16 protein-coding genes are annotated in these 20409 nt (G+C 53.3%); 12 read left to right on the top strand and 4 right to left on the bottom strand.

All coding sequences use genetic code 11. The features are described 5' to 3' along the window. Positions 1-43 precede the first annotated feature (43 nt). The 3 genes from BM412_RS10695 to BM412_RS10685 are packed head-to-tail and all read right to left on the bottom strand — an operon-like array spanning position 44 to position 3749. Positions 44-1024 carry a 1-phosphofructokinase family hexose kinase gene (locus BM412_RS10695; RefSeq protein WP_091217360.1) on the bottom strand — a complete coding sequence of 327 codons (981 nt, stop codon included), beginning with the start codon at positions 1022-1024 and terminating at the stop codon, positions 44-46. Further along, positions 997-1944 (bottom strand): carbohydrate kinase family protein, encoded by a 948-nt coding sequence (locus BM412_RS10690; protein ID WP_091217358.1) that lies wholly within the window; start codon positions 1942-1944, stop codon positions 997-999. The genes BM412_RS10695 and BM412_RS10690 overlap by 28 nt, the downstream gene beginning before the upstream one ends. A 38-nt stretch (positions 1945-1982) precedes the next feature. Beyond that, positions 1983-3749, bottom strand: a complete 1767-nt coding sequence (locus BM412_RS10685) for a DUF4091 domain-containing protein (protein ID WP_091217355.1) — start codon at positions 3747-3749, stop codon at positions 1983-1985. A 258-nt stretch (positions 3750-4007) separates the two neighbouring features. On the opposite strand from BM412_RS10685, the gene BM412_RS10680 reads away from it, so the two are divergent. The 6 genes from BM412_RS10680 (at position 4008) to BM412_RS10655 (ending at position 11450) form a co-directional block, all read left to right on the top strand. Further along, the gene (locus BM412_RS10680) at positions 4008-4811 is read left to right on the top strand and encodes a sugar phosphate isomerase/epimerase family protein (RefSeq protein ID WP_091217353.1); all 804 of its coding nucleotides are present in this window, start codon (positions 4008-4010) and stop codon (positions 4809-4811) included. A gap of 35 nt (positions 4812-4846) precedes the next feature. Then, a complete protein-coding gene (locus tag BM412_RS10675) occupies positions 4847-5809 on the top strand; it encodes an ABC transporter permease (RefSeq protein ID WP_091217350.1) in 963 nt (320 codons plus the stop codon). 23 nt (positions 5810-5832) lie between these two features. Continuing rightward, positions 5833-6720: a carbohydrate ABC transporter permease gene (locus BM412_RS10670; protein WP_091217349.1), complete on the top strand. Its 888-nt coding sequence runs from the start codon at positions 5833-5835 to the stop codon at positions 6718-6720. A 67-nt stretch (positions 6721-6787) separates the two neighbouring features. Then, entirely contained in the window at positions 6788-8425 is a 1638-nt protein-coding gene (locus BM412_RS10665; protein ID WP_091217346.1) for an extracellular solute-binding protein, read from the top strand. Between the two features lie 50 nt (positions 8426-8475). Beyond that, complete coding sequence (locus tag BM412_RS10660; protein WP_143111591.1) at positions 8476-10497, top strand: alpha/beta hydrolase family protein; 2022 nt, start codon at positions 8476-8478, stop codon at positions 10495-10497. After that, positions 10494-11450 (top strand): PLP-dependent cysteine synthase family protein, encoded by a 957-nt coding sequence (locus BM412_RS10655; RefSeq protein ID WP_091217341.1) that lies wholly within the window; start codon positions 10494-10496, stop codon positions 11448-11450. Before BM412_RS10660 ends, BM412_RS10655 begins: the two co-directional genes overlap by 4 nt. Before the next feature lie 18 nt (positions 11451-11468). Here BM412_RS10655 and BM412_RS10650 read toward each other — a convergent pair whose 3' ends face one another. Next, on the bottom strand, positions 11469-13727 hold the full coding sequence (locus tag BM412_RS10650; RefSeq protein WP_091217339.1) for a helix-turn-helix domain-containing protein: 2259 nt from the start codon (positions 13725-13727) through the stop codon (positions 11469-11471). Positions 13728-13935: 208 nt separating this feature from the next. Here BM412_RS10650 and eis point away from each other — a divergent pair, with 208 nt between their 5' ends. From eis to BM412_RS10620, 6 genes are read left to right on the top strand one after another with little or no spacing between them, the layout of a single operon-like run. Beyond that, positions 13936-15102 carry a GNAT family N-acetyltransferase gene (eis, locus tag BM412_RS10645; protein WP_091217336.1) on the top strand — a complete coding sequence of 389 codons (1167 nt, stop codon included), beginning with the start codon at positions 13936-13938 and terminating at the stop codon, positions 15100-15102. A gap of 43 nt (positions 15103-15145) precedes the next feature. Beyond that, entirely contained in the window at positions 15146-16390 is a 1245-nt protein-coding gene (locus BM412_RS10640; RefSeq protein ID WP_091217333.1) for a Gfo/Idh/MocA family protein, read from the top strand. Next, entirely contained in the window at positions 16380-17138 is a 759-nt protein-coding gene (locus BM412_RS10635) for a glucosamine-6-phosphate deaminase (protein ID WP_091217331.1), read from the top strand. The genes BM412_RS10640 and BM412_RS10635 overlap by 11 nt, the downstream gene beginning before the upstream one ends. Before the next feature lie 37 nt (positions 17139-17175). Next, positions 17176-18375, top strand: coding sequence for an N-acetylglucosamine-6-phosphate deacetylase (locus tag BM412_RS10630; protein WP_091217329.1), 1200 nt, complete (start codon positions 17176-17178; stop codon positions 18373-18375). Positions 18376-18377: 2 nt separating this feature from the next. After that, positions 18378-19253: a sugar phosphate isomerase/epimerase family protein gene (locus tag BM412_RS10625; protein WP_091217326.1), complete on the top strand. Its 876-nt coding sequence runs from the start codon at positions 18378-18380 to the stop codon at positions 19251-19253. A gap of 53 nt (positions 19254-19306) precedes the next feature. Then, positions 19307-20407: a Gfo/Idh/MocA family protein gene (locus BM412_RS10620; protein WP_091217324.1), complete on the top strand. Its 1101-nt coding sequence runs from the start codon at positions 19307-19309 to the stop codon at positions 20405-20407. Positions 20408-20409: the final 2 nt, after the last annotated feature.

Here is a 20409-nt window from a genome sequence, read left to right as displayed (position 1 = left end):
AAACTAGCTTCAGAGTGTTGGTGTAATGGCAAACAATCGCAAATTATAGCCTCGTAACCGTCACTCGCGGAACCAGCTCCGCTACAGCCGCTAAACTCACTTGCCCGGTGCCGGGAGTCATTGCGTTAGCGGTGCCGACGGCGACGGCGAACTGTAGTGCTGCCGAGATGTCCAAGCCGCGTGAGCATGCGACGGTCCAGCCGGCGACAAAGGAATCGCCGCAACCGACCGTGTTCACAGGTTGGATGGTCGGAGGGATCGCCAGCCACAGCTGGCCGTCCGGTTTAGCGGCAAGGCAGCCATCGGCGCCAAGAGAAACAATCAAGGTTTGTACGCCGTACTCACCGAGCCGAACTGCCGCTAGGCGAACGGCCGCATAATCGCGAGGATTGGAGCCGCACCATTGGCGAAATTCATCCTCGTTCGGCTTCACCGTATGAGGACCGCTTTGTACGCCAAGCCCCAACGGTGTGCCGCTCGTGTCCAGCACAACATTCGCGCCGGCCAGCTTGGCTTCTGCAATAAGCTGCGCATAGAAGGAATCTCCCAGCCCGCGCGGCAAACTGCCGGAAAGCGTCAGCCAACTGCCTGACACACATAAGCTTCGCCATAGCGCAATAAATCGCTCTTTCTCCTCGAGCGATATACCTGGCCCGGGTTCTAACAACTCGGTCGAACGGCGCCCACCCTCATCGATGATATTCAAGCAAATGCGCGACTCTTGCTCGATGATAATCATCTGATGCTCAAGGCCGATCTCTTGCAATTTGTTCATGATCCACGAGCCGTTGCTGCCTCCGGCGAATCCGGTCGCCATTACCGGCGCACCGAGCGACTTCGCCACTCGCGCGACATTCAGTCCTTTTCCTCCGGCCGTTGCATCCACATTCGAGATCCGATTTACCTCACCAAGATGCAAAGCAGGGAGGACTAATTGTTTATCGATTGCTGTATTCAAGGAGGCACACACAATCGGAAGTCCATTCAACCCTTCCGTCATATTGCCTGCAATCCTTTCGGCCACAGCTTTAACAATCCCTCCCGAGAAACAGTGCCGGCGCCGCCAATCGCAAGTGTAGATAGTGCCCCGCAAGCATTAGCCAATGTGAGTGCTTCGGAATCGGTTTGGCCGTCGAGTTTGGCCGCTATAAACCCGGCATTGAACGAATCGCCGGCACCCGTTGTATCCACCGGATTCACAGAGAAGGAAGGTGCAAACTCAACCAGCCCATCCGGGTATACGGCCATCGAGCCCTTGCTTCCGCATTTCACCACGACTGCACCCCGAACTTCCGGTAGGCAGGCCGGCAATCCTTCGACCGTATCCACTTCAAATATCCGCATCGCTTCCTCTTCGCTCGGGATGAACCAATCCGTCAAAGCAAGCAGTGATCGTACCCGTTCACGATCCCAGTTCTCAGTCGGATCCCATCCGGAATCGAAGGAAGTCGTGAGGCCATTCGACTTAGCCTGCTTAAACACCTCTGCCCAATGAGGCCTCATCTGCTCTTGCAGGAAATACGAGCCGAAATGAACATGAGCAGCCTCGCGAAATAGTTCCTCAGGGATAAAAGCCGGCGTAACGGCACCTATTGCCCCCATATAAGTGAGAAGCGAGCGATCTCTTCCGTCGGATAGGGAGAGCGTAACTCCGGTGCGCACATTGCCGTCCATTACGACATGCGTCACATCAACGCCAAGCCGCTCTAATTCCTTCACGCAGAATCGGCCGAACTCGTCCGCGCCGACAATGGAAACAAAAGAAACGTCCACGCCTAATCCAGCTAAGCCAGCCGCTGTGATAGCAGAAGAAGAGCCTAACGCAAGACGAAATTCCCGAATCAGCTTCTCGCGGTTCGGTTCAGGCTGAATATCGGAATCGGCGAAGATCAAATCCACATTCAACTCGCCAATGACAATGACTTTCCTAGAGTTAACGGTCAATGCACAAGACCCCCGTTTCGCAAAGGTATGAAGTGCTTCTATTTCAAGTCAACAGCCGAAGCGACAATCAGCTCCGCCACGCTCCTCCGGTAGCTGTCCCAGTCACTCCCGTTTGACGACCATGAAGCTTGCGCACCTGCAACAGTTTCATGCATCCCGGTCGGAACGGCAGCTTTGGCGATCGCATCTGCCTCTGCACGGCTGCCGCCCATCGAAGCAAGCCATAAATATTCATAATCCTGGATGCCGCGGCGGAGATTCTTCATCCGAATCGAGCTGATCGGGCCGTTGATTCCTCTGTCCTGCTCGCGGAAGAACGGATCTCGACCGGGATAGAATAATAGGCCGTCTCCATTGCCGAAATGGACACCATCCTCGCCGTAATAAGCGGATTCATCTTTGGCTACATACATGAACGTAACCGGATAGTGAAATACATTCTGATTCCAGCGGCCGCGAGGACCTTGATGGTTGTGGCGCCAGTGCGTGCCATGCCAGATGAAATACCCTTCAATGCCGTATCGCCAGCGCAGCCAAGCATTCACGCGCATATCGACTGCCTCGGATTCCAGAATGATCGACCCGTGATAGGGACGATAGCCATTATAGAACCATAATCTATCACCGGTTTCTGCACACTGTTGAACGGAAATCGGATCCACTGTATGTGCGCACCAAATGTCGATGGCATCCTTGATTTCGGGCGTAAACTTGCGTGTCGTTAAGAGTGGAAGCCTGCTTCCGGAACCTTCCGAGGCATGGATGATAGCTGCTTGCGCATTAATCCATTCGTACTTTGCCGGGAGCGGCTCATCAATTAAATAACTGAAGTAAACACCGGGCCAATTTATACTTTCAAAATAATCCACCCACTTGTCCGCTTCGCGCTGAATTTCCGCCGGTTCGCTTCCGAGCACTTTACCTCCGTACATCCCGACCGGAAATACGCCTTCGCCAACATGCTCGCCCGGGCCTTCGTAACCGTTCTCTCTAGTAAAGAACGATCCATCGAGGTAAGGCGCATATTGCTCCAGCACCTCAGCGTCAAAACGATGGTTGTGCACATCCGAGCCAACCAAATCAAACCGGTGGCGATGCGCCATTCTGCGTAGCCGATCCCGAATATGGGGTGTATCCGGAAAATATTCATCGATTTCATTCGCATACACGAAGGTGACCGAGTGATTCTCGTCGGGCAGCGCAAAATCATAGAGCTGCAGCTCGACAGGCAGCTTCGCGACCAGCTCTTCGCCGCGCCGTACGGTCACCGTGCCACGATAGATCCCCGGTTTCAACGACGCCTCGCGCGGAACATACACATCGATCCAGAAGCCTTGGTTGGAGCGGGGCGATATGTGCACGGGTTGACCGCCAAGCCGCGGCTTGGCATCTGCGGGAATAAGCGCATCCGGTATCCAGCCGGAGCGATGAAGCGGAGGAGCGGACTCCGCATAGAACCATTGAGGCGCCGTTCCGAGATCGGGGGAGACGTATAAATAATGCTGCGTGAACACTTCGATACGCCGGCCAACGGAATTGGAGGGATCTTCATCGAGCGTAGCGGCATTTTCGATACGGCATTCCCCGAACTCCGCATGAACAAGCTCGGACATCTCGACATATAGGCCGGCAACCTCTGTGCTGCCTGCTTCTACGATAACCTGGAACGCGACCGTCTCGTTCCTTGCCCCGAACAATCGAATCAGGCTGCCATCCCATACGCTGTTTCCGTTTCTGTTCGGATTCTCCAAATCTTCCTTCAACACCTTCTCGCCGTCATTCACGGCCCACACCGAAAGCTCCATATCGGATCAACTCCTTCTATATAAGCGCTATCCTAATTGTGCGCCTTCGTATGGCAAAGGGAAACTGTAGGAATTTCGCATGGTTCACGAATTTACCGTATCTTTACTAGTCGCTTTTTTCAGTTCTTCACGAATTTAATGGCCAGCACAAAATAAATGAACTAGTGAAAAAAGCAGCAATTTTCATAGGTATCCGACATCCGTTACATTGGAATCAGCGAAAGCGAAACGATGGCGAAACAAACGGGAGGCTAGTCGATGAAATTGGCATTTTCCACGCTGGGCTGTCCGACTTGGAGCTGGGAGAAAATTTTGAAAGAAGCATCCGAGCTTGGGTTCGACGGCATTGAAGTCCGCGGCATCGAAACGGAAATGGCGCTTCATAAATGTACGCCGTTTCTGCCGGCAAATATCGAGCAGTCCATGAACCAACTAAAAGAATACGGCCTGGAAATCATTTGCCTGGATACGTCTTGTGTCTTTCACGATCCGGCGAAGCTCGAAGCTTCCATCGAAGAAGGAAAAGCAGCAGTGGATTTGGCGGTCAAGCTAGGCGTGCCCTACATTCGGGTATTCGGGGATGCGATCCCGGACAAAGATGCCCGCGAAGAAACGATTGCGCAGGTTGCCAAAGGCTGGCAGGCGGTTTGCCGCCATGCGGAAGGCAAGGGGGTCTACGTATTAATTGAGACGCACGGAGATTTCTCGGATTCTCTCACCTTGCTGGCAGCGATCGATCAAGTAGACAGCAGCGCGCTCGGCGTGCTCTGGGACATTAACAATCCCTATAAGTACGAAGACGGGGAACCGCTTGAAGTTACCTATGAACGGTTAGGGCGCTACATTAAGCATACGCATATCAAAGATACGAAAGGCGCGGACATGCATAGTCAAATTACGCTCGCCGGCGAAGGCGACGTACCGATCCGCGAATGCGTCCGGCTGCTTGCTGAGAAAGGGTACGAGGGTTGGCTGTCTTTTGAGTGGGAGAAACGTTGGGTGCCGGAGATCGAAGAGCCGGAAATCGCGTTCCCGCAATTCATCCGTTATATCAAACAATAGATACGATCGAAATCGAAGCAGGGAGGAGAAGCAGCATGGCAACAACATCCGTGGAAGCCAGCAAAACCGTAATCAAGAGCAAAAAGGCGCCGGCCAAGTCGCTTGCCTCCCGTCTATTCCGAGAGCGCTATGGATTTCTTCTCTTGCTGCCGGGGCTGTTGTACTTCATCTGGTTCCGGTATGTCCCGATGCTGGGCAACATTATCGCCTTCGAGGATTACAGCCCGTTTAAAGGCTTTATCGAGAGCGAATGGGTAGGGCTGAAGCATTTTAAACGCATCTTCGAGGATGCGGAAGTAATCCGGGTGCTGTGGAACACGCTCTGGCTTTCTTTTCTGCAAATCGCCTTTGCATTCCCGGTGCCGATCGTGCTCGCTTTGATGCTCAACGAGGTTAAGAACCAAAGGGTGAAGCGGATCATTCAATCCGTCGTCTATTTGCCTCACTTCCTGTCTTGGGTCGTCGTCGTGGGCATCGTGACGATTTTCCTGAAGACGGAAGGCATCGTCAACAAGGGGTTGAACATGGCCTTCGGCCTGGAGGCGATTCCGTTTCTGCAGCAGCCGGGATGGTTTATGCCGCTCATCGTGCTCGAGGTCATCTGGAAGGAAGCAGGCTGGGGCACGATTATTTTCCTGGCCGCTCTAGCCGGCGTGAATCCGACCCTCTACGAAGCGGCGATTGTGGACGGTGCGAGCAGGTGGCGTCAGCTGTGGCATATCACGCTCCCGGCCATTCGAGGCACGATTATCATCCTGTTGATTTTGCGGCTCGGCAGCGTGCTGGATTCCGGTTTTACGCAAATCTTCCTCATGCTGAATCCGTTTACGATGGACGTCGGAAACGTGCTGGATACGTTCGTATACTTCAAAGGCATCCAGCAGTCGGATTTCAGCTTCGGTACGGCGGTCGGGTTGTTTAAAGGGCTTATCGGCCTGGTACTTATTCTGGCGGCCAATAAAATTGCCAAGAAGTTCGGCGAAGACGGCGTATTTTAATCTAAGGGAGGAGCTGGCGAGCCATGCCGATCAAGCGTACGTTGTCGGATCGCATAACCGATGGCATCAATTTATTGCTGCTGGTGGTGCTGTCGTTAGTGATGGTATTTCCGTTCTATTACATTACCGCGGTTTCGTTCTCTTCCTATGAGGAGTTTATGAATACGGAGCTTCTGCTGTTCCCGAAACATTGGGTGCTCGATGCGTACCGCTTCATCTTCGACTCCAAAGAATTTATCCGGTCGATCGGCGTAACGGTGTACATTACGATCGTCGGCTCGATCGTGAGCCTGGTCCTCACGTCCACGATGGCTTTCGCGTTGACCAGAAGGCTGTGGGGACAACGGTTCTATCTGTTCCTTGTCCTGTTCACCTTCATCTTCGGCGCAGGCATGATCCCGACGTATTTGATCGTCAAAGCGACGGGGCTCATTGATTCCTACTGGTCGCTTATCATCCCGGACGCGATCAGCTCCTTTAACTTGATCGTCATGCGCCAATTCTTCTTGAGCATTCCGGAGGAGCTGAACGAAGCCGCCGTCATCGACGGCGCGAACGATTGGCAAATCTATACGCGCATCATTCTCCCGCTGTCCAAACCGGCGCTCGCCGCCTTCGGTTTATTCTACGCGGTCGGTCAATGGAACACCTACTTCACGGCCATCTTGTATTTGAACGATCCGTCCAAATGGACCGTGCAGGTTATCTTGAGGCAAATCGTCATACTCGACGACGCTGCCAACACGCTAGCGAGCGCCGCTCGCGAAGCCGCGAGATCCGCGCACTTGCCTCCGCCGGAGACGATCGGCATGGCCGCGATTATTTTGGCGACGGTTCCGATTCTGATCGTGTATCCGTTTCTGCAAAAGCATTTTGCCAAGGGGGTGATGCTGGGCTCGGTAAAAGGTTAAAAAGCAGGATTGTAATTGCGTCCAGATTCGGCATACCATTAAGAGGGATACTAGGGAGGGGCTACACATGAAAACGAAAAAGCTCGTGACGCTGTTGGCAGCCGTAAGTATCATGACCGGGCTAACCGGATGCGGCGGCTCGAACGACAATACGAACAAACCTGCTAACACCGCTGAACAGACCGACTCCAGCAATACGCCGGCTACGACCGAGAACGAGCCTGCATCAACGAACCAGCAGCCTGCTGCAGAAGAAAAGAAAAATTTCGAGATCAGCACCATTCAAGGCACGTGGGCCAGCCCGCTTCCGGACCCGAACGGCAACGGCGCCAAGATGATCAACGAGAAGTTCAGCATCGATCTGAAATCGCAATTCGTGCCGTATGACGAATATGCGAACAAGCTGCCGGTCGTCATGGCGGCCGGCGACCTGCCTGATATTATCGGCATGGAAGGCGTGGATGCCAACTTCGTGAAATGGTCGAAGCAAGGCGCGTTCCTTCCGCTGAACGATTATATCGACAAATACGATGCGATCAAGAACATCCCTAAGAACGTCTGGGATGCCGTGACGGTCGACGGCAAGATTTACGCGATTCCGAACTACTTCCCTTCCAAATACGGCAAGAAGCCGATCATCCGCCAAGACTGGCTGAACAATCTCGGTCTGTCGATGCCGACCACCTACGATGAACTGAAGAAAGTGGCCATCGCTTTCGCGAAGGATGATCCGGACAAGAACGGCAAGAACGATACGCTCGGTCTTGGCCTCGCCAAGTCCATCGTTTACGGCGCATGGATGGGCGCGGCGTGGGACAGCGGCTGGTATAACAAGAACGAGAGTGGCCAGCTGATTCCGGGCAATATCTCCGAAGGCTTCAAGAAGCAGGTTACGCTCCTGAACGATCTCTATAAAGAAGGCGCGATCAGCAAGGACTGGGCCGTTACGAAGTCGGCTGACGTCCGCAAAGATTTCTTCGCCGGCAAAGTCGGTATCTTCTACGAGCAGCCTTACGATATTTCCGAAACGCGCTTCAAAACGCTGAAGGAAACGAACCCGACAGCGGAGCTAGCGGTCATTCCACCGTTTGCGCAGGAAGACGGCCAACAAGGGTTCATGGGCTTGCCGGGCTATTACGAGCTGCACAGCTTGAACGCGAAGCTTGCGGACGATCCGGAGAAAATCGATCGTATTCTAGAAATGATCAATTACTTCATGACGTTCATTCCGGTTGATCAGCGCAACGATCAAAATCCGGAGTATGACTGGCAGTACGGCGGCGTAGGCAAAGGCTATAACATGGAGAACGGCGTGGCCCTCGGTATCGACGGCGCGTTCAGCGAAATGCCTTCGACGTATTTGGGAATCCGTTACTGGGCACCGACGGATGAAGATACGCAGCCGGCGATGGTGCTGCAGGATCCGTTCACGAAAGGGTTCGTGCAGTCGGCGGTCGATATGCTGAAGACGAAGAAAACGTATTTGGACCCGGTCAACCGCATTCACTCCGACTTGCTGTACGCGAAAGTATCCGAGCTGGATCAAGTCGTGGCCGAACATACGACCAAGATGATCGTCGGCCAGGAATCGATCAACGATTGGGATAAAATGGTGCAGGAATATTTGAACTCGGGCGGCAAGGAAATCATCGACGATGTCAATCGTCTGCTGGACGAGAACGGTATCGCAGGCGAGTGGAAATAAGCCTTCCCCATGCGAGGGAGAGAGGAAACTCTCTCCCTCTTTATCATCGGGTGGCGATAATCGAAAAGCGAAAGGAGCTGGCTATGCGTCAGTACTCATTGCAGGAAGAACAGGCGAATCGCAGGCGAGAGCTGTCCTATATCGACGATTATCCGACTATCGAGCGGTTTCACAGCCATCCGTTCCGGCGATATTTGGACCGGTTAAACACGAATTATTTGGTCAGTAGAAAGACCGTGATTAAGCAAGTGAACGACAAAGAATCGGCATCGGCGTATCGGCTGCAGGTTCGGGAAGCTATTCGCGCTTCCGTCGGGCCGTTGCCTCCGGCTGCCGAAAGCGCAACGGTAACGGGATCGCTGGATCAAGGGAGTTACAGCATTGACAAGGTCTGCATCGAAACGGTGCCGGGACTCTTCGCGACCGGAAGCTTCTATTATCCGAAGCAGCGAAGCGGTCCGCTGCCTGCGCTGCTGCTGTTTAACGGCCATGCCAACGAAGGGAAAGCTTACGGTTCTTATGTATCGTTCTGCGTCGAAGCGGTCATGAACGGCTTCTGCGTATTGACGTTCGACCCGATCGGGCAGGGGGAGAGGCGTGTGCCGCAAGCGGAAGGGGGCGACGGCGGGCAATGGATGGACGCGGTCGCCGCCCACTGCTTCCTCGACGAGAAGCTTAGCTTGCTCGGCGAGCATCTCGGCGCGTATATGATGCGGGACAATATCGCCGCGTTGACGTACTTGCTAACAAGGCCGGAAGTGGATGCGGAACGCATCGGCGTAACCGGTAATTCCGGCGGCGGCACGATGTCTGCTTATATGGGCGCTTACGACGACCGAATCAAGGCGGTTGCGCCTTGCTGTTACATTACGGAGCTGCGCTCGCTCCTCTACCGGATCATGGCGCAGGATGCGGAGCAATGCTTGCCCGGCTTTATGGCGCGCGGGCTCGACCATAGCGATCTCGTGACGGCTGCGGCGCCGAGGCCGTACTTAATCGGCGCCGCCATGTTCGATTTCTTCCCGATCGACGGCGTGCGCGATGCGTTCATTGAATCGAAGAAGCTGTACCGGCTGCTCGAAGCGGAGGAGCAGTTGGAGCTGCACGTCACGATGAAGGGCCACGGATTCTGGCACGATATGCGGGAGCAGGTGCTCCGATTCTTCTGCCGCGTCTTTGGCGTCGACTTCGTGACCGAGAAAGGGATTGATTACGAGCGGCTGCCGGCGGAAGCGGATTTGTTGTGCTTGGAAGCCGGCGATGCTTCAGCCGAAGCCACATTCGGCGGGACGCTGCCGGACATGATCAGGGAGCGGCTGAGTCAGCTTCCCGTTAAGCGGCAGTTGAAGCTGCCAGCGGTTCGCGAGCAATTAAGAGAGCTGCTGCAGCTGCCGGCTGACAGCGCGATGAAATCCGAGCCGTTAGCCATCGACGAGACTGGGGCGATTGCATTCGAGTCCGAAGAGGGCATGCCGCTTACAGGAACCGTGCATCTCCTCACGGATCGGCGGGATCCGGCTCGCGTTTGCCTCGCTGTAGGCGGCATCGACGGGCAGGGACTCGAGCAAGCCCGCGAGGCCGGATACGATGCGGCGCTTGCGATCCATCCGCGGGGCACGGGACCTGCAGCGATGGAGCCCGCATGCACCTTCGGCATGTTCGAACCGGAGAAGGCGAGCGGCTATAATGCCAGAATGCTGGGCCGATCGCTCCAAGGGATGCGGGTCGCGGACGTGCTTGCCGCGATTAGCGGCTTGAAGCGAACGCCCGGTTATGAACGGGCGGAGATTAAGCTGTTTGGGCAGGAAGAGCATGCGCTTACGGCCCTTTATGCTGCCGTGCTGAGCGGCGATTGCCATGGGCTGCATGCGGCAGGCTTGCTGCAAAGCTTCCGGGCGTTTGCGGAAGCGGACTCGCACCGGTACGAATCCGGCATCATCGTTCCGGGGCTGCTGCTCGCATTCGATATCCCCGATCTGCTGCAAGTGCTGGAGCAGGAGGACTTCAGAGTCGCCCGGAGCTGGCAGGACCCGATGAAAAATCCACTCCATGGAGGTACAACGAAGCGATGAGAGGTCAATTGTTGAGCGGCGTTCATCAAGCGATCGGCAATACGCCGATGGTGCATCTATCGCGGCTGACGGCCGGCTTCGAAGGGACGATCTATGCGAAGCTGGAGTATTTGAACCCCGGCTTCAGCAAGAAGGACCGGATCGCGCTGCAAATCATCGAGGAAGCCGAGCGCGATGGCAGCCTGCGACCGGGGCAGACCGTCGTCGAGCTGACGAGCGGCAACACCGGGACCGGCCTTGCGATCGTCTGCGCGGTGAAGGGGTATCCGTTTATCGCGGTCATGTCACGAGGGAATTCCTACGAACGAGCCCGCATGATGATGGCGCTCGGCGCTGAGGTAGTAGTAGTAGACCAAGCGCCGGGCTCCGCTCCGGGGCAAGTTTCGGGAGAAAGCTTAGCTCTCGTAGAGGCGGAAGCGCGAAGAATTACAATAGAGAGTGAGGCCTTTCGAGCCGATCAATTTGAACGGCCGGGAAATACGCATGCCCACGAATTCCATACCGCTGCTGAAATGTGGGAACAAACAAACGGCGAAATCGATGTGTTCGTCGATTTCGCCGGGAGCGGCGGGACATTCGCGGGCTGTGCGAAAGCATTCAAGCAATATAAGCCGTCGATCCGATGTTATCTTGTTGAACCCGATCAAGCGCCGTACCTGGCAGGAGGAGCGATGCTGAACCCTAATCACCGCATCCAAGGCGGCGGATATAGCATGCAGCTGCCTTTGCTGGATCGCGAACTAATAACCGATTACTTGACCGTTACTGATGCCGATGCGATTGCCTCTGCAAGAGAGCTGGCCAAGAAGGAAGGGATCTTCGCCGGCTTCTCCTCCGGCGCGAACATCGCCGCAGCCTTGCAGCTATTGCAAGAGAGAGAACGCGGAGCCCGCATTGCACTTACAATTAACGATTCCGGCCTTAAATACTTAAGCACGGATTTGTTTGAATGAGGCATAGCCACGGCCCAATCAAACTCGTTCTACTTTTCGAAACTCACTTGGCGTGACGCCGGTAAACTTCTTGAACATCCGATTAAACGAATTAATATTCTGGTAGCCGACCCGGGCGGCGGCGTCCTGGATCTTGACATCCGAACGGGACAACAGCTCTTTCGCCCGGCTCACTCGAATCAAATTGACGTAATCCACGAAATAAGTGCCTGTTTTCTCCTTGAAATAGGTGGAGAGGTAGCTTCTCGTGATGTTGAGTTTATCCGCCATCATATCCAGCGTAATGTCATGCGCATAATGATTCTCCAAATAGTCGAATACAAAACTGGTAATATGATCTTTCTTCTCCTTCTTGCTTTTGATCAGATTGGTGATTGACGGCAGCCACTCCTCAAACAAGTGCTCCAATTCTTCGAATGTATGGCTGTGCTGCAACCGCGATTGCAAGGTTTGGAGCAGCTCCGCATCCAGATGATTGACGACGTAAGCCCGTTTTGCTCTGTCCACCACAATACTTATGAATGCTTTCACTTCATGCTCCGTCGCTTCCTTCTTCCGCAGACCGGCAATTTCACGTTTCATGAACTGAACAAGCTGAGATTCGTTGCCATTGTTCAAGCTTGCATTGATTTCTTCCTCTTGAGCGGGCATTAGAAAATAGTTCACCAGCTTTGGCTCCGTCTCCGCCCACAGCACTTGGTTATAATCATTGAATTTACGATGCTGGATCAAGGATTTGGTCTGTTCAAAAGAGAGATTAAACTCGTCCGGCTGCTCATATCGTTTACTTACGGCCATCGTGGAGAAGCAGTAAGCGCGGTCCAGATCGAGCACGATCCGAAATCCATCCAGCGTCTCGGCGAGTTTATGCTCGGCATGATCGGAATAGATGACCGCCAGCAGCTGATCGCTTTCCAGTTGGAGCGTGAGGGAGTCGGGGTAACGTTCCGTTAAGATTTTATCGATATAGGCACGGATAAATAAGGTTGCTCGTTCCTCGTCATCATCAATTTCCTCCAGCAGCTGCGGACGGAAAGTCAGCTTGAACAGCACGACGCGGTAAGGATGGTTGCTCTTGATGAGATCTTTCAAGAAGCCGGTGTTGTTCCGGATATTCTTCAGCTGATTAATGTACGCATAGTGGCGCAGCAGGGAGTTCTTCTCCTCCAAATTTTGGCTGATGTCAAAGTTTGAATCGAGCAGATGTCTGACGCGCTCCTGAATAAAGGCGAATTCCTTGATCCCGCTATGCTTCTGCCAAGGGAAACCGGTCGTTAGCTGTTGTATGGATTGCACAAGCTGCTTGACCGGACGGTTAAATCGCACGCTGAACAGGAACGAAACCAGCATACTGAATAAGACGGAGAGTACGAGCAGGATAACGAACGTAATATTCCATTTCATTTGCGATACGATGCTGTCATCCGGAATTACGTTGACGTAGGTGAGACCGGTAAGCTCGCCTTTTTTGTAAAAGTAATAATTGGTGTCCATCTTGACATAGCCGTGGCTGCCTTCCAATACGGGAAAATGGCTTTGCTGATTATTAACGGTAGTAAAGAAGGAACGCTGTGCGTCATCCAAGATGTAGAAATCGTCTGTAATGGATTGATGAAATGCTTTGTACATTTTCTGTGCGTCGATTAAAGCGATGATATAAACCGAGGGGGTGGTCTGGTTCTTGATGACGATCGGAATGAGCTTGCGTTCACTCACTCGTTTGGAAGTAAACTCCAGCTCCGAGAAGACGGCGTTTGGCAATATCCGCTTAACGTAGAGGTTATCAAATTGCTGCTGCCAGAATTCGTAGCCGTAGGTCTTGCTCACATAATAACGTTTGAACATGACATCGGCATCTGCGCCGCGTGTTTTTTCGATGGCTACATTGCTTTTCTTGAAATAGACAATCATGTTCTCCAGGAAGAGCGATTGGTTTGCGAGGTAGATTTGGATCTCGTCGATCAGCTTGCCGCCTGCGGCATAATCGAAGTTTGGTTTGTCGAGCGCAGCGATATCTTCATTGAGTGAGAAGGAGAGCACGGCGTTCTCGATCAGTTGGATTTTCGCCTCGTAGTTCTCCATGGTGTTATTCAGGTTCACATTATTGTAGGCGATGACTTCTTCTTTAATCGTACCTCTGTAGAAAACAACGGAGTATAAGATGAACGATACGAGCAGGATGACAATCGTCATATAGCTGACTAGCAGCCAGAAGAACAGTGAAGGGGACTTTATGCGCGTGTAGGGGAACCGCAGCAGACTGGCGATTATTTTCATGAAAACAACCCTCTCCCGTCATGGTCCGTTTTCAAGCTTGTTTACTTAATACTAAAGAAAGAAAGCGTTTTGAACAATGGTCTTATTTTCATAACTTCACAGAATTTTTAGGTATTGGTAATAAAATGAATGATAACAAATACTGCTCGTTTCGAACAGCGAATCGTTTCGCTATAGTTTGAGCAGGAGAGGGCAAAGGGGGAGCGGCATGATCAGGACCATCAGGCAAGAAGAAGCAGGCCAGTCACTTTCGCTTACGCAGGCAGCTTTTGCCGTCCGATTCTCGGAATCCGATATACAAGTGCGACTGGCTAAATCGAACATGGAGCACTTTCTCGGATACTTTGCAGAGGAGCAATTAGCTGCGCAGCTTGCGGTGCTTCCGCTCACGATTTACGTGCAGGGAGAAGCGCTGGCGATGGGCGGAATTGCCCATGTTGCCTCTTATCCGGAAATGCGCAGGCAGGGGATGGTCAGCAAATTGCTCGTCCGCAGTTTAGAGATGATGCGGGCTAACGGGCAGACGGTTTCGATGCTGAACCCGTTCTCCTATTCGTTCTATCGGAAATATGGCTGGGAATACTTCTCCACGCAGATCGTGAATACGCTCGATATGGCAGTCGTCCCTAAGTTTGCGTCCGCAGCCGGAGTGGTCAAACGATTGTCAGCGGAAGACTGGAACACCGCCGATCTAGTCTACGATCAATATGCCAGAGCAGCTTATAACGGCATGCTGCGCCGTGATGAGAAGTGGTGGCGGCAGCATGTGTTCAATCGTAAGCTGGGCAATTTGGCTGTCTATTACGATACCGACGGCGTACCGACCGGTTATATGCTTTATGACATAAAAGATCGTTTCATGAACATCCATGAACTCGTGCATCTTGATCATTCCGCTAGGAACGGGCTATGGCAGTTTATTAGCAATCATGATTCGATCGTAACTCGGCTCAAGTTCACCGCGCCTAAAGATGATCCCTTCCTGTTCGCAATGGCAGAACCCAAGCTCCAGCAAGAGACGGTCTCTAACTTTATGATTCGCATCGTCGACGTTGAAGCGTTCGTCAGGCATTATCGTTTCGCTGGCGAGTCCGCAAAGTTAATCGTGCGCATCACCGATGATCACGCCGAGTGGAATCGCGGCGTGTGGGAGCTAACGGTGAACGACAACGGCCGCGCAGAGGCTGCTCATCTTGAAGATAGCAGCTCGGATGGCGTCACCTGCGACATCCAAACGCTCTCTACCATGCTGATTGGCTGCCAGCGACCGGCCCAGCTAAGCATGAACGGCCGCCTGGGCGGAAGTCCATCCGACATTGCAAAATGGGAGCGCGCCATTCCCGGCCGAGTCGCGTATATGACGGACTTTTTCTAGTTGCGCAGCTGCGCTAACAGACAAGCAAAGGAGGCGTCAACTCGTGAGAAGCTATGCTCTCGTAGGGGCAGGCAACAGAGGCACCTATATGTTCGCGGTTCCGATTGCGCGGGATTATGGCGATGTGGCGACAATCGTCGGCGTATATGATACGAACGTGAAACGATCCGAGCTGCTGCGAACGCGGACCGGAGGGCAGTTTCCCGTGTACACGAGCTTCGATACCCTGTTGGCCGAAGCCAAGCCGGATGTGGTCATCGTCACTTCCATCGACAGCACGCATCACGTCTATATCATGCAGGCGCTACGCGCCGGCTGTGACGTCATAACAGAGAAGCCGCTCACCATTGATGAGGACAAATGCAATCAGATCCTCCATGCCGAGCGGCAAACGGGCAAGAAAGTCACGGTTACCTTCAATTTGCGATACATGCCGTTCATGAACCGGCTCAAAGACATTTCCCGGGAAAACTCGCTCGGCACGGTGACGCAGGTGCATTTCGAATGGTTTCTGGATACGAAGCATGGCGCAGATTACTTTCGCAGATGGCATAGGAAGAAAGCGAATTCCGGCGGGCTGCTCGTCCATAAATCGACGCATCACTTCGATATCGTGAACTGGCTGCTGGAGGATCAACCCTTATCCGTTCATGCATTCGGCGCTACCCGATTCTACGGTCCAACGCGTGAAGAGCGGGGCACCAGATGCTCGGACTGTTCGTATACCGGCACCTGTGAATTTTACATCGATTTGAATCAAGGCAACTATAGAGCGCTTTACTTGGCATGCGAGCAAGAAGACCGCTATTACCGTGATCAATGTGTATTCGCAGAAGAGATCGACATCGAGGATACGCTCAGCGTCAATGTCGGGTATTCCAGAGGAGCGATGATGAGTTACTCCCTCACGGCATATGCGCCGTATGAAGGTTTCCGGATTGTGTTGACGGGGACGAATGGGCGGCTGGAAGCGGAATATTACGACGGAGCGATTGGACCGTATGCCGATACTCCCGTTCAGCACATCCGGTTGTTCAACCGTGAACAGAAGGTTATCGACATGCCGCTTCAAGCGGAGTCCGGTGATCATGGCGGGGGCGATGGCCGGTTGTTGCGAGCGCTTATGAGAGGCTCGGATCCTAATGATCCCAGACAGGCGAATAGCTGGGACGGCGCTATGTCTTGTGCAATCGGATTCGCCGCTAATCGCTCAATCAGAGAAGGCAAGGCGGTACGAATCGCGGAATTATTCGAAAGAATTCCAGAGGAGGAGCATCATGAACATTAAAGTAATGGAGCATGCACAGCAATTGGGGGAGGAAGCAGCCGAACATGCCGCACGGATTTTGCAAGAAGTGATCGAACGCCAAGGAAGAGCGAGGCTGCTGCTTTCTACAGGTTCGTCGCAATTCGAATTTCTCCAAGCATTCACTAAACTGCCGGTAGAGTGGAGCAAGGTTGAAATGTTCCATCTGGACGAATATGCAGGTATCGATGCGACGCATCCCGCCAGTTTTCAAGCTTACCTGAAGGAACGTTTTATCAGTCGCGTGCAGTTAGCTGCCTATCATCTCGTTGAAGGCGAAGGTGACGTCCATCAGACCATTGAACGGTTGAACGAAGCCATTCTGAGAGCTCCGATCGACCTTGCCATGATTGGAATCGGTGAAAATGCGCATATCGCGTTCAATGATCCTCCGGCTAATTTCGAGACGGAAGAGCCTTACATAGTGGTCGAACTGGATGATGCCTGTAAACGTCAGCAAGTCGGGGAAGGCTGGTTCGCCAGCTTAGCGGATGTGCCGGCGCAAGCAATCACAATGAGTGTCCGCCAAATTATGAAGAGCAAAGTCATACTCTCCTGCGTTCCTCATGCGGTTAAGGCGGATGCCATCAAACGAACGCTGGAGTCCGATATTACACCGCTAGTCCCGGCAACGATACTGCGATCGCATCCGAATTGGACGCTTTACTTGGATCAGCAATCGGCCTCGGCCGCACAAGCCGTTCTGTCTGACTCGGCCGTAAACGAGTGATTCGATACGACACGGATCAGCGAGGAGGCGTTGCGTCATGTCATGGATAGGAAGACGCTATGATACGGGAGAATGGGTACGGATTACGGCGGAAAATGGCGTCATCCAAGCCATTTCACCTGCACGGCCTGCCGATGAAGCCCAAGCCGATGAAACTTGGTTATCACCGGGTTGGATCGACCTGCAGGTGAATGGCTTCGCCGGTTTCGATCTTAATGGCGATGTAACCACGGAGCATGATGTAGCCGAAGTGACGCGCGCCTTATTCCGGCATGGCGTTACCACGTATTGCCCCACGGTCATAACCGGCAGCTTCGCCAGAATGAACCAAGCATGTCGTGCCATTCATAAGGCTTGCGAGAATAATAAGCTGATTGCTGACGCAATAGCCGGCATTCATGTCGAAGGTCCTTATTTATCCGCCGAAGACGGACCGCGCGGTGCCCATGACAAGGTCTATATTCGAGATCCCGATACGGCTGAATTCGCGGCTTGGCAGCATTCAGCCGGAGGGCGAATTGTCCTGTGCACCGTTGCTCCGGAGCGGAAAGGTACCGAGTTATTCATCAAACAGGTAATCGCGAGCGGAGGCGTAAAAGTAAGCATTGGACACACGATGGCGAATACGGAGCAGCTGCGTGCGGCTGTTGAATCAGGTGCCACGCTGTCCACGCATCTTGGGAACGGCGCGCATCCGGTCATGGCAAGGCATCCGAATTACATTTGGGATCAATTGGCCGAAGACGGCTTGGTTGCGATGTTTATTGCGGACGGCCATCATTTGTCCGCTTCTGTGTTGAAATCCATGATCCGCGCCAAACGCGATCGTTTCATCCTCGTCAGCGACACCGTCCGGTTTGGCGGCATGCCACCGGGGCGTTATCGGAGCATGATCGGGCAAGAGGTTGAGCTGCTAACCAACGGCCGGCTCCAGACGGCAGCCGATCCGCGGATATTGGCAGGCTCCGCCCAAGCGCTGGATCATGGGATAGAGACAGCTATCCGACTAGCCGGAATTAGTTTGCGGGAAGCGATCGATGCCGTAACGAGCCGACCTGCGGAAGCCATGGGCTGGCCGTCATTAGGGAAGCTGGCGGTTGGCGCAAGAGCTAATTTGACGCTGTTCGCAATGGATAGCAGCGGCAGCATTCAAGTGCAGCAAACCATTGTAGGCGGGGAACCCGTTTGGAGTAAAGGGCGGCCCCAGCTGCAAGCAGAGAATGGGAGGCAGCCATAGCCATGATCGAGGATCGTTTAGGTGTCATAACGGATGAGGTTTCGCCAACGGATCTAATAGAAGCGCTGAACTTTGCGGTATTGAATGGCTTGAAGCATGTTGAAATCCGTACGATCAATGGCCATAATGTACTTTCGCTCAGTGATCAGCAGCTTGCCATCATCCGTTCCGAGACGGAAAGACGAGGACTATTCGTGTCTTGTATCGCTTCGCCGATATTCAAATGTGCGCTGGGAACAGGCAATCAGGTGTCGGAGGGAGACCGATTTAATCAGGAGGAAGTTTCGGTTTCCGAGCATTTCGCGATGCTGGAACGGGCGATGGACATTGCCGATCAGCTGGGTACGAATCGGATTCGAATATTCTCCTTCTGGCGTGAAACTGATCCGGAGCAGCACGAAGACGAAATAATAAAGCATTTAACTCGTGCTGCCTTAATGGCAGCAAGCCGCGGCAAGCTGCTTTTGCTCGAAAACGAACCTTCCTGCAATGGCGGGTTTGCCGCGGAAGTCGCCAGACTCGTTAAAGCTGTCAATTCGCCTAATCTGCGCGTCTTATGGGATCCGGGGAATGAGCAATACGGCAACCGTACCAGCTATCCCGATGGTTATTCCAGCATTCGCAACCTATTGGCCCATGTACATTTAAAAGACGTACGGATGAACGAGAGCGGTAATCCCCAAGCGACTCCGATTGGGGCAGGCATCGTTCCGTATGAAGCCCATTTTCGAGCTTTACATCGAGATGGCTATGCCGGGCTGTTCACATTGGAGACGCACTATATTCCGGAAGGCGGCACTGCAATGGAAGGAACAGCCAAGTCGCTCCAAGGATTGAAGACTCTGCTTGCGAATCTGCGAGCGCAAACGGAGAAGTGAATGTAGCGAAAGCTGGACTCAACCATCTTAATAGGGAAAAGGGGAATGTTAGCATGGAACAATCGATCTTAAAAATCGGGATTATCGGGCAAGGCCGAAGTGGACGCGATATACACGGGCAATTACTAGCCAAGCTGCCTCACTGTTTCCAAATTGCTGCGGTCGCGGATTCCATGCCGGAGCGGCAGCAGCTGGCGCGCCAAGAGTTCCAATGTAACGCTTATGCAACCTGGCAGGAGATGGTGGAGAATGAGCAGCTTGACCTTGTCGTCAATGCTTCGCCCAGCCATCAGCATGTGCCGATCTCCTTGGAGCTGTTGAACCGCGGATTTCATGTCCTGTGCGAGAAGCCGCTCGCCCGAACATCGGAAGAAGTCGATCAATTGATTGCAGCCTCCGAGCGATCCGGCAAAATATTAGCTGTATTCCAGCAGTCACGCTACATGCCTGCCTATGTTCGCATTCGCGAAGTGATCGAAAGCGGTGTTTTGGGCCGCATCGTGCAAATCGATTTCACCAGCAACCGTTTTGCCCGCAGATGGGATTGGCAAACCCTGCAAAGCAACAATGGCGGCAGCTTGCTGAATTTAGGCTCCCATACCGTGGATCAGGTGCTGCAGCTGTTCGGAACGGATCTGATCCCGGATATTACATGCGTGATGGATCAAGCCAATACGTTCGGGGATGCCGAGGATTACGTGAAGATCCTGCTTCGCGGGCAAGGACGTCCGACCATCGATTTGGAAGTTTCCTCGTGCAGTGTTTTCCCGGGAGAACCGTTCGTCATACAGGGAACCAATGGCGGACTGCGCGGCAATAATGAACGATTGGAATGGAGCTATTTTAAACCGGAGGAAGCGCCTGCGCAGCAATTAACGACAGAGCCTTTAGTGGACAAGAACGGCAAACCAAGCTACTGTCGCGAAACGCTCAACTGGTATAAGGAGAACTGGGAGCTCCAATTAGCGGAAGGTCAAAGCGAATTCGACTACATGACGGAGCAATTATATCTCATGCTGTATAGAACCCTTGTGGGCGGCGAGGAGTTAGCGATTACGCCGCAGCAAGTCAGACAGCAGCTTGTTGTCATGGAAGAGTGCCGCCGCCAAAATCCTCACATCTATCGACCGGCGCAAGAAAGCGTCAGGGGGTAATC

Origin of the sequence: Paenibacillus sp. BC26 (assembly GCF_900116125.1) — a bacterium.
GTDB lineage: Bacteria > Bacillota > Bacilli > Paenibacillales > Paenibacillaceae > Paenibacillus_Z > Paenibacillus_Z lignilyticus.
Note: the sequence above shows the minus strand (reverse complement) of the source record. Positions and strands in the feature narration are given on the sequence as shown.

Bases quoted from the DNA above. Each gene is read 5' to 3' on its own strand.
- BM412_RS10625 (WP_091217326.1), top strand. From the start codon at position 18,378: ATGATCGAGGATCGTTTAGGTGTCATAACGGATGAGGTTTCGCCAACG.
- BM412_RS10635 (WP_091217331.1), top strand. From the start codon at position 16,380: ATGAACATTAAAGTAATGGAGCATGCACAGCAATTGGGGGAGGAAGCA.
- BM412_RS10655 (WP_091217341.1), top strand. From the start codon at position 10,494: ATGAGAGGTCAATTGTTGAGCGGCGTTCATCAAGCGATCGGCAATACG.
- BM412_RS10685 (WP_091217355.1), bottom strand. From the start codon at position 3,749: ATGGAGCTTTCGGTGTGGGCCGTGAATGACGGCGAGAAGGTGTTGAAG.
- BM412_RS10650 (WP_091217339.1), bottom strand. From the start codon at position 13,727: ATGAAAATAATCGCCAGTCTGCTGCGGTTCCCCTACACGCGCATAAAG.
- BM412_RS10620 (WP_091217324.1), top strand. From the start codon at position 19,307: ATGGAACAATCGATCTTAAAAATCGGGATTATCGGGCAAGGCCGAAGT.
- BM412_RS10665 (WP_091217346.1), top strand. From the start codon at position 6,788: ATGAAAACGAAAAAGCTCGTGACGCTGTTGGCAGCCGTAAGTATCATG.
- BM412_RS10670 (WP_091217349.1), top strand. From the start codon at position 5,833: ATGCCGATCAAGCGTACGTTGTCGGATCGCATAACCGATGGCATCAAT.
- BM412_RS10680 (WP_091217353.1), top strand. From the start codon at position 4,008: ATGAAATTGGCATTTTCCACGCTGGGCTGTCCGACTTGGAGCTGGGAG.
- BM412_RS10675 (WP_091217350.1), top strand. From the start codon at position 4,847: ATGGCAACAACATCCGTGGAAGCCAGCAAAACCGTAATCAAGAGCAAA.
- BM412_RS10630 (WP_091217329.1), top strand. From the start codon at position 17,176: ATGTCATGGATAGGAAGACGCTATGATACGGGAGAATGGGTACGGATT.
- eis (WP_091217336.1), top strand. From the start codon at position 13,936: ATGATCAGGACCATCAGGCAAGAAGAAGCAGGCCAGTCACTTTCGCTT.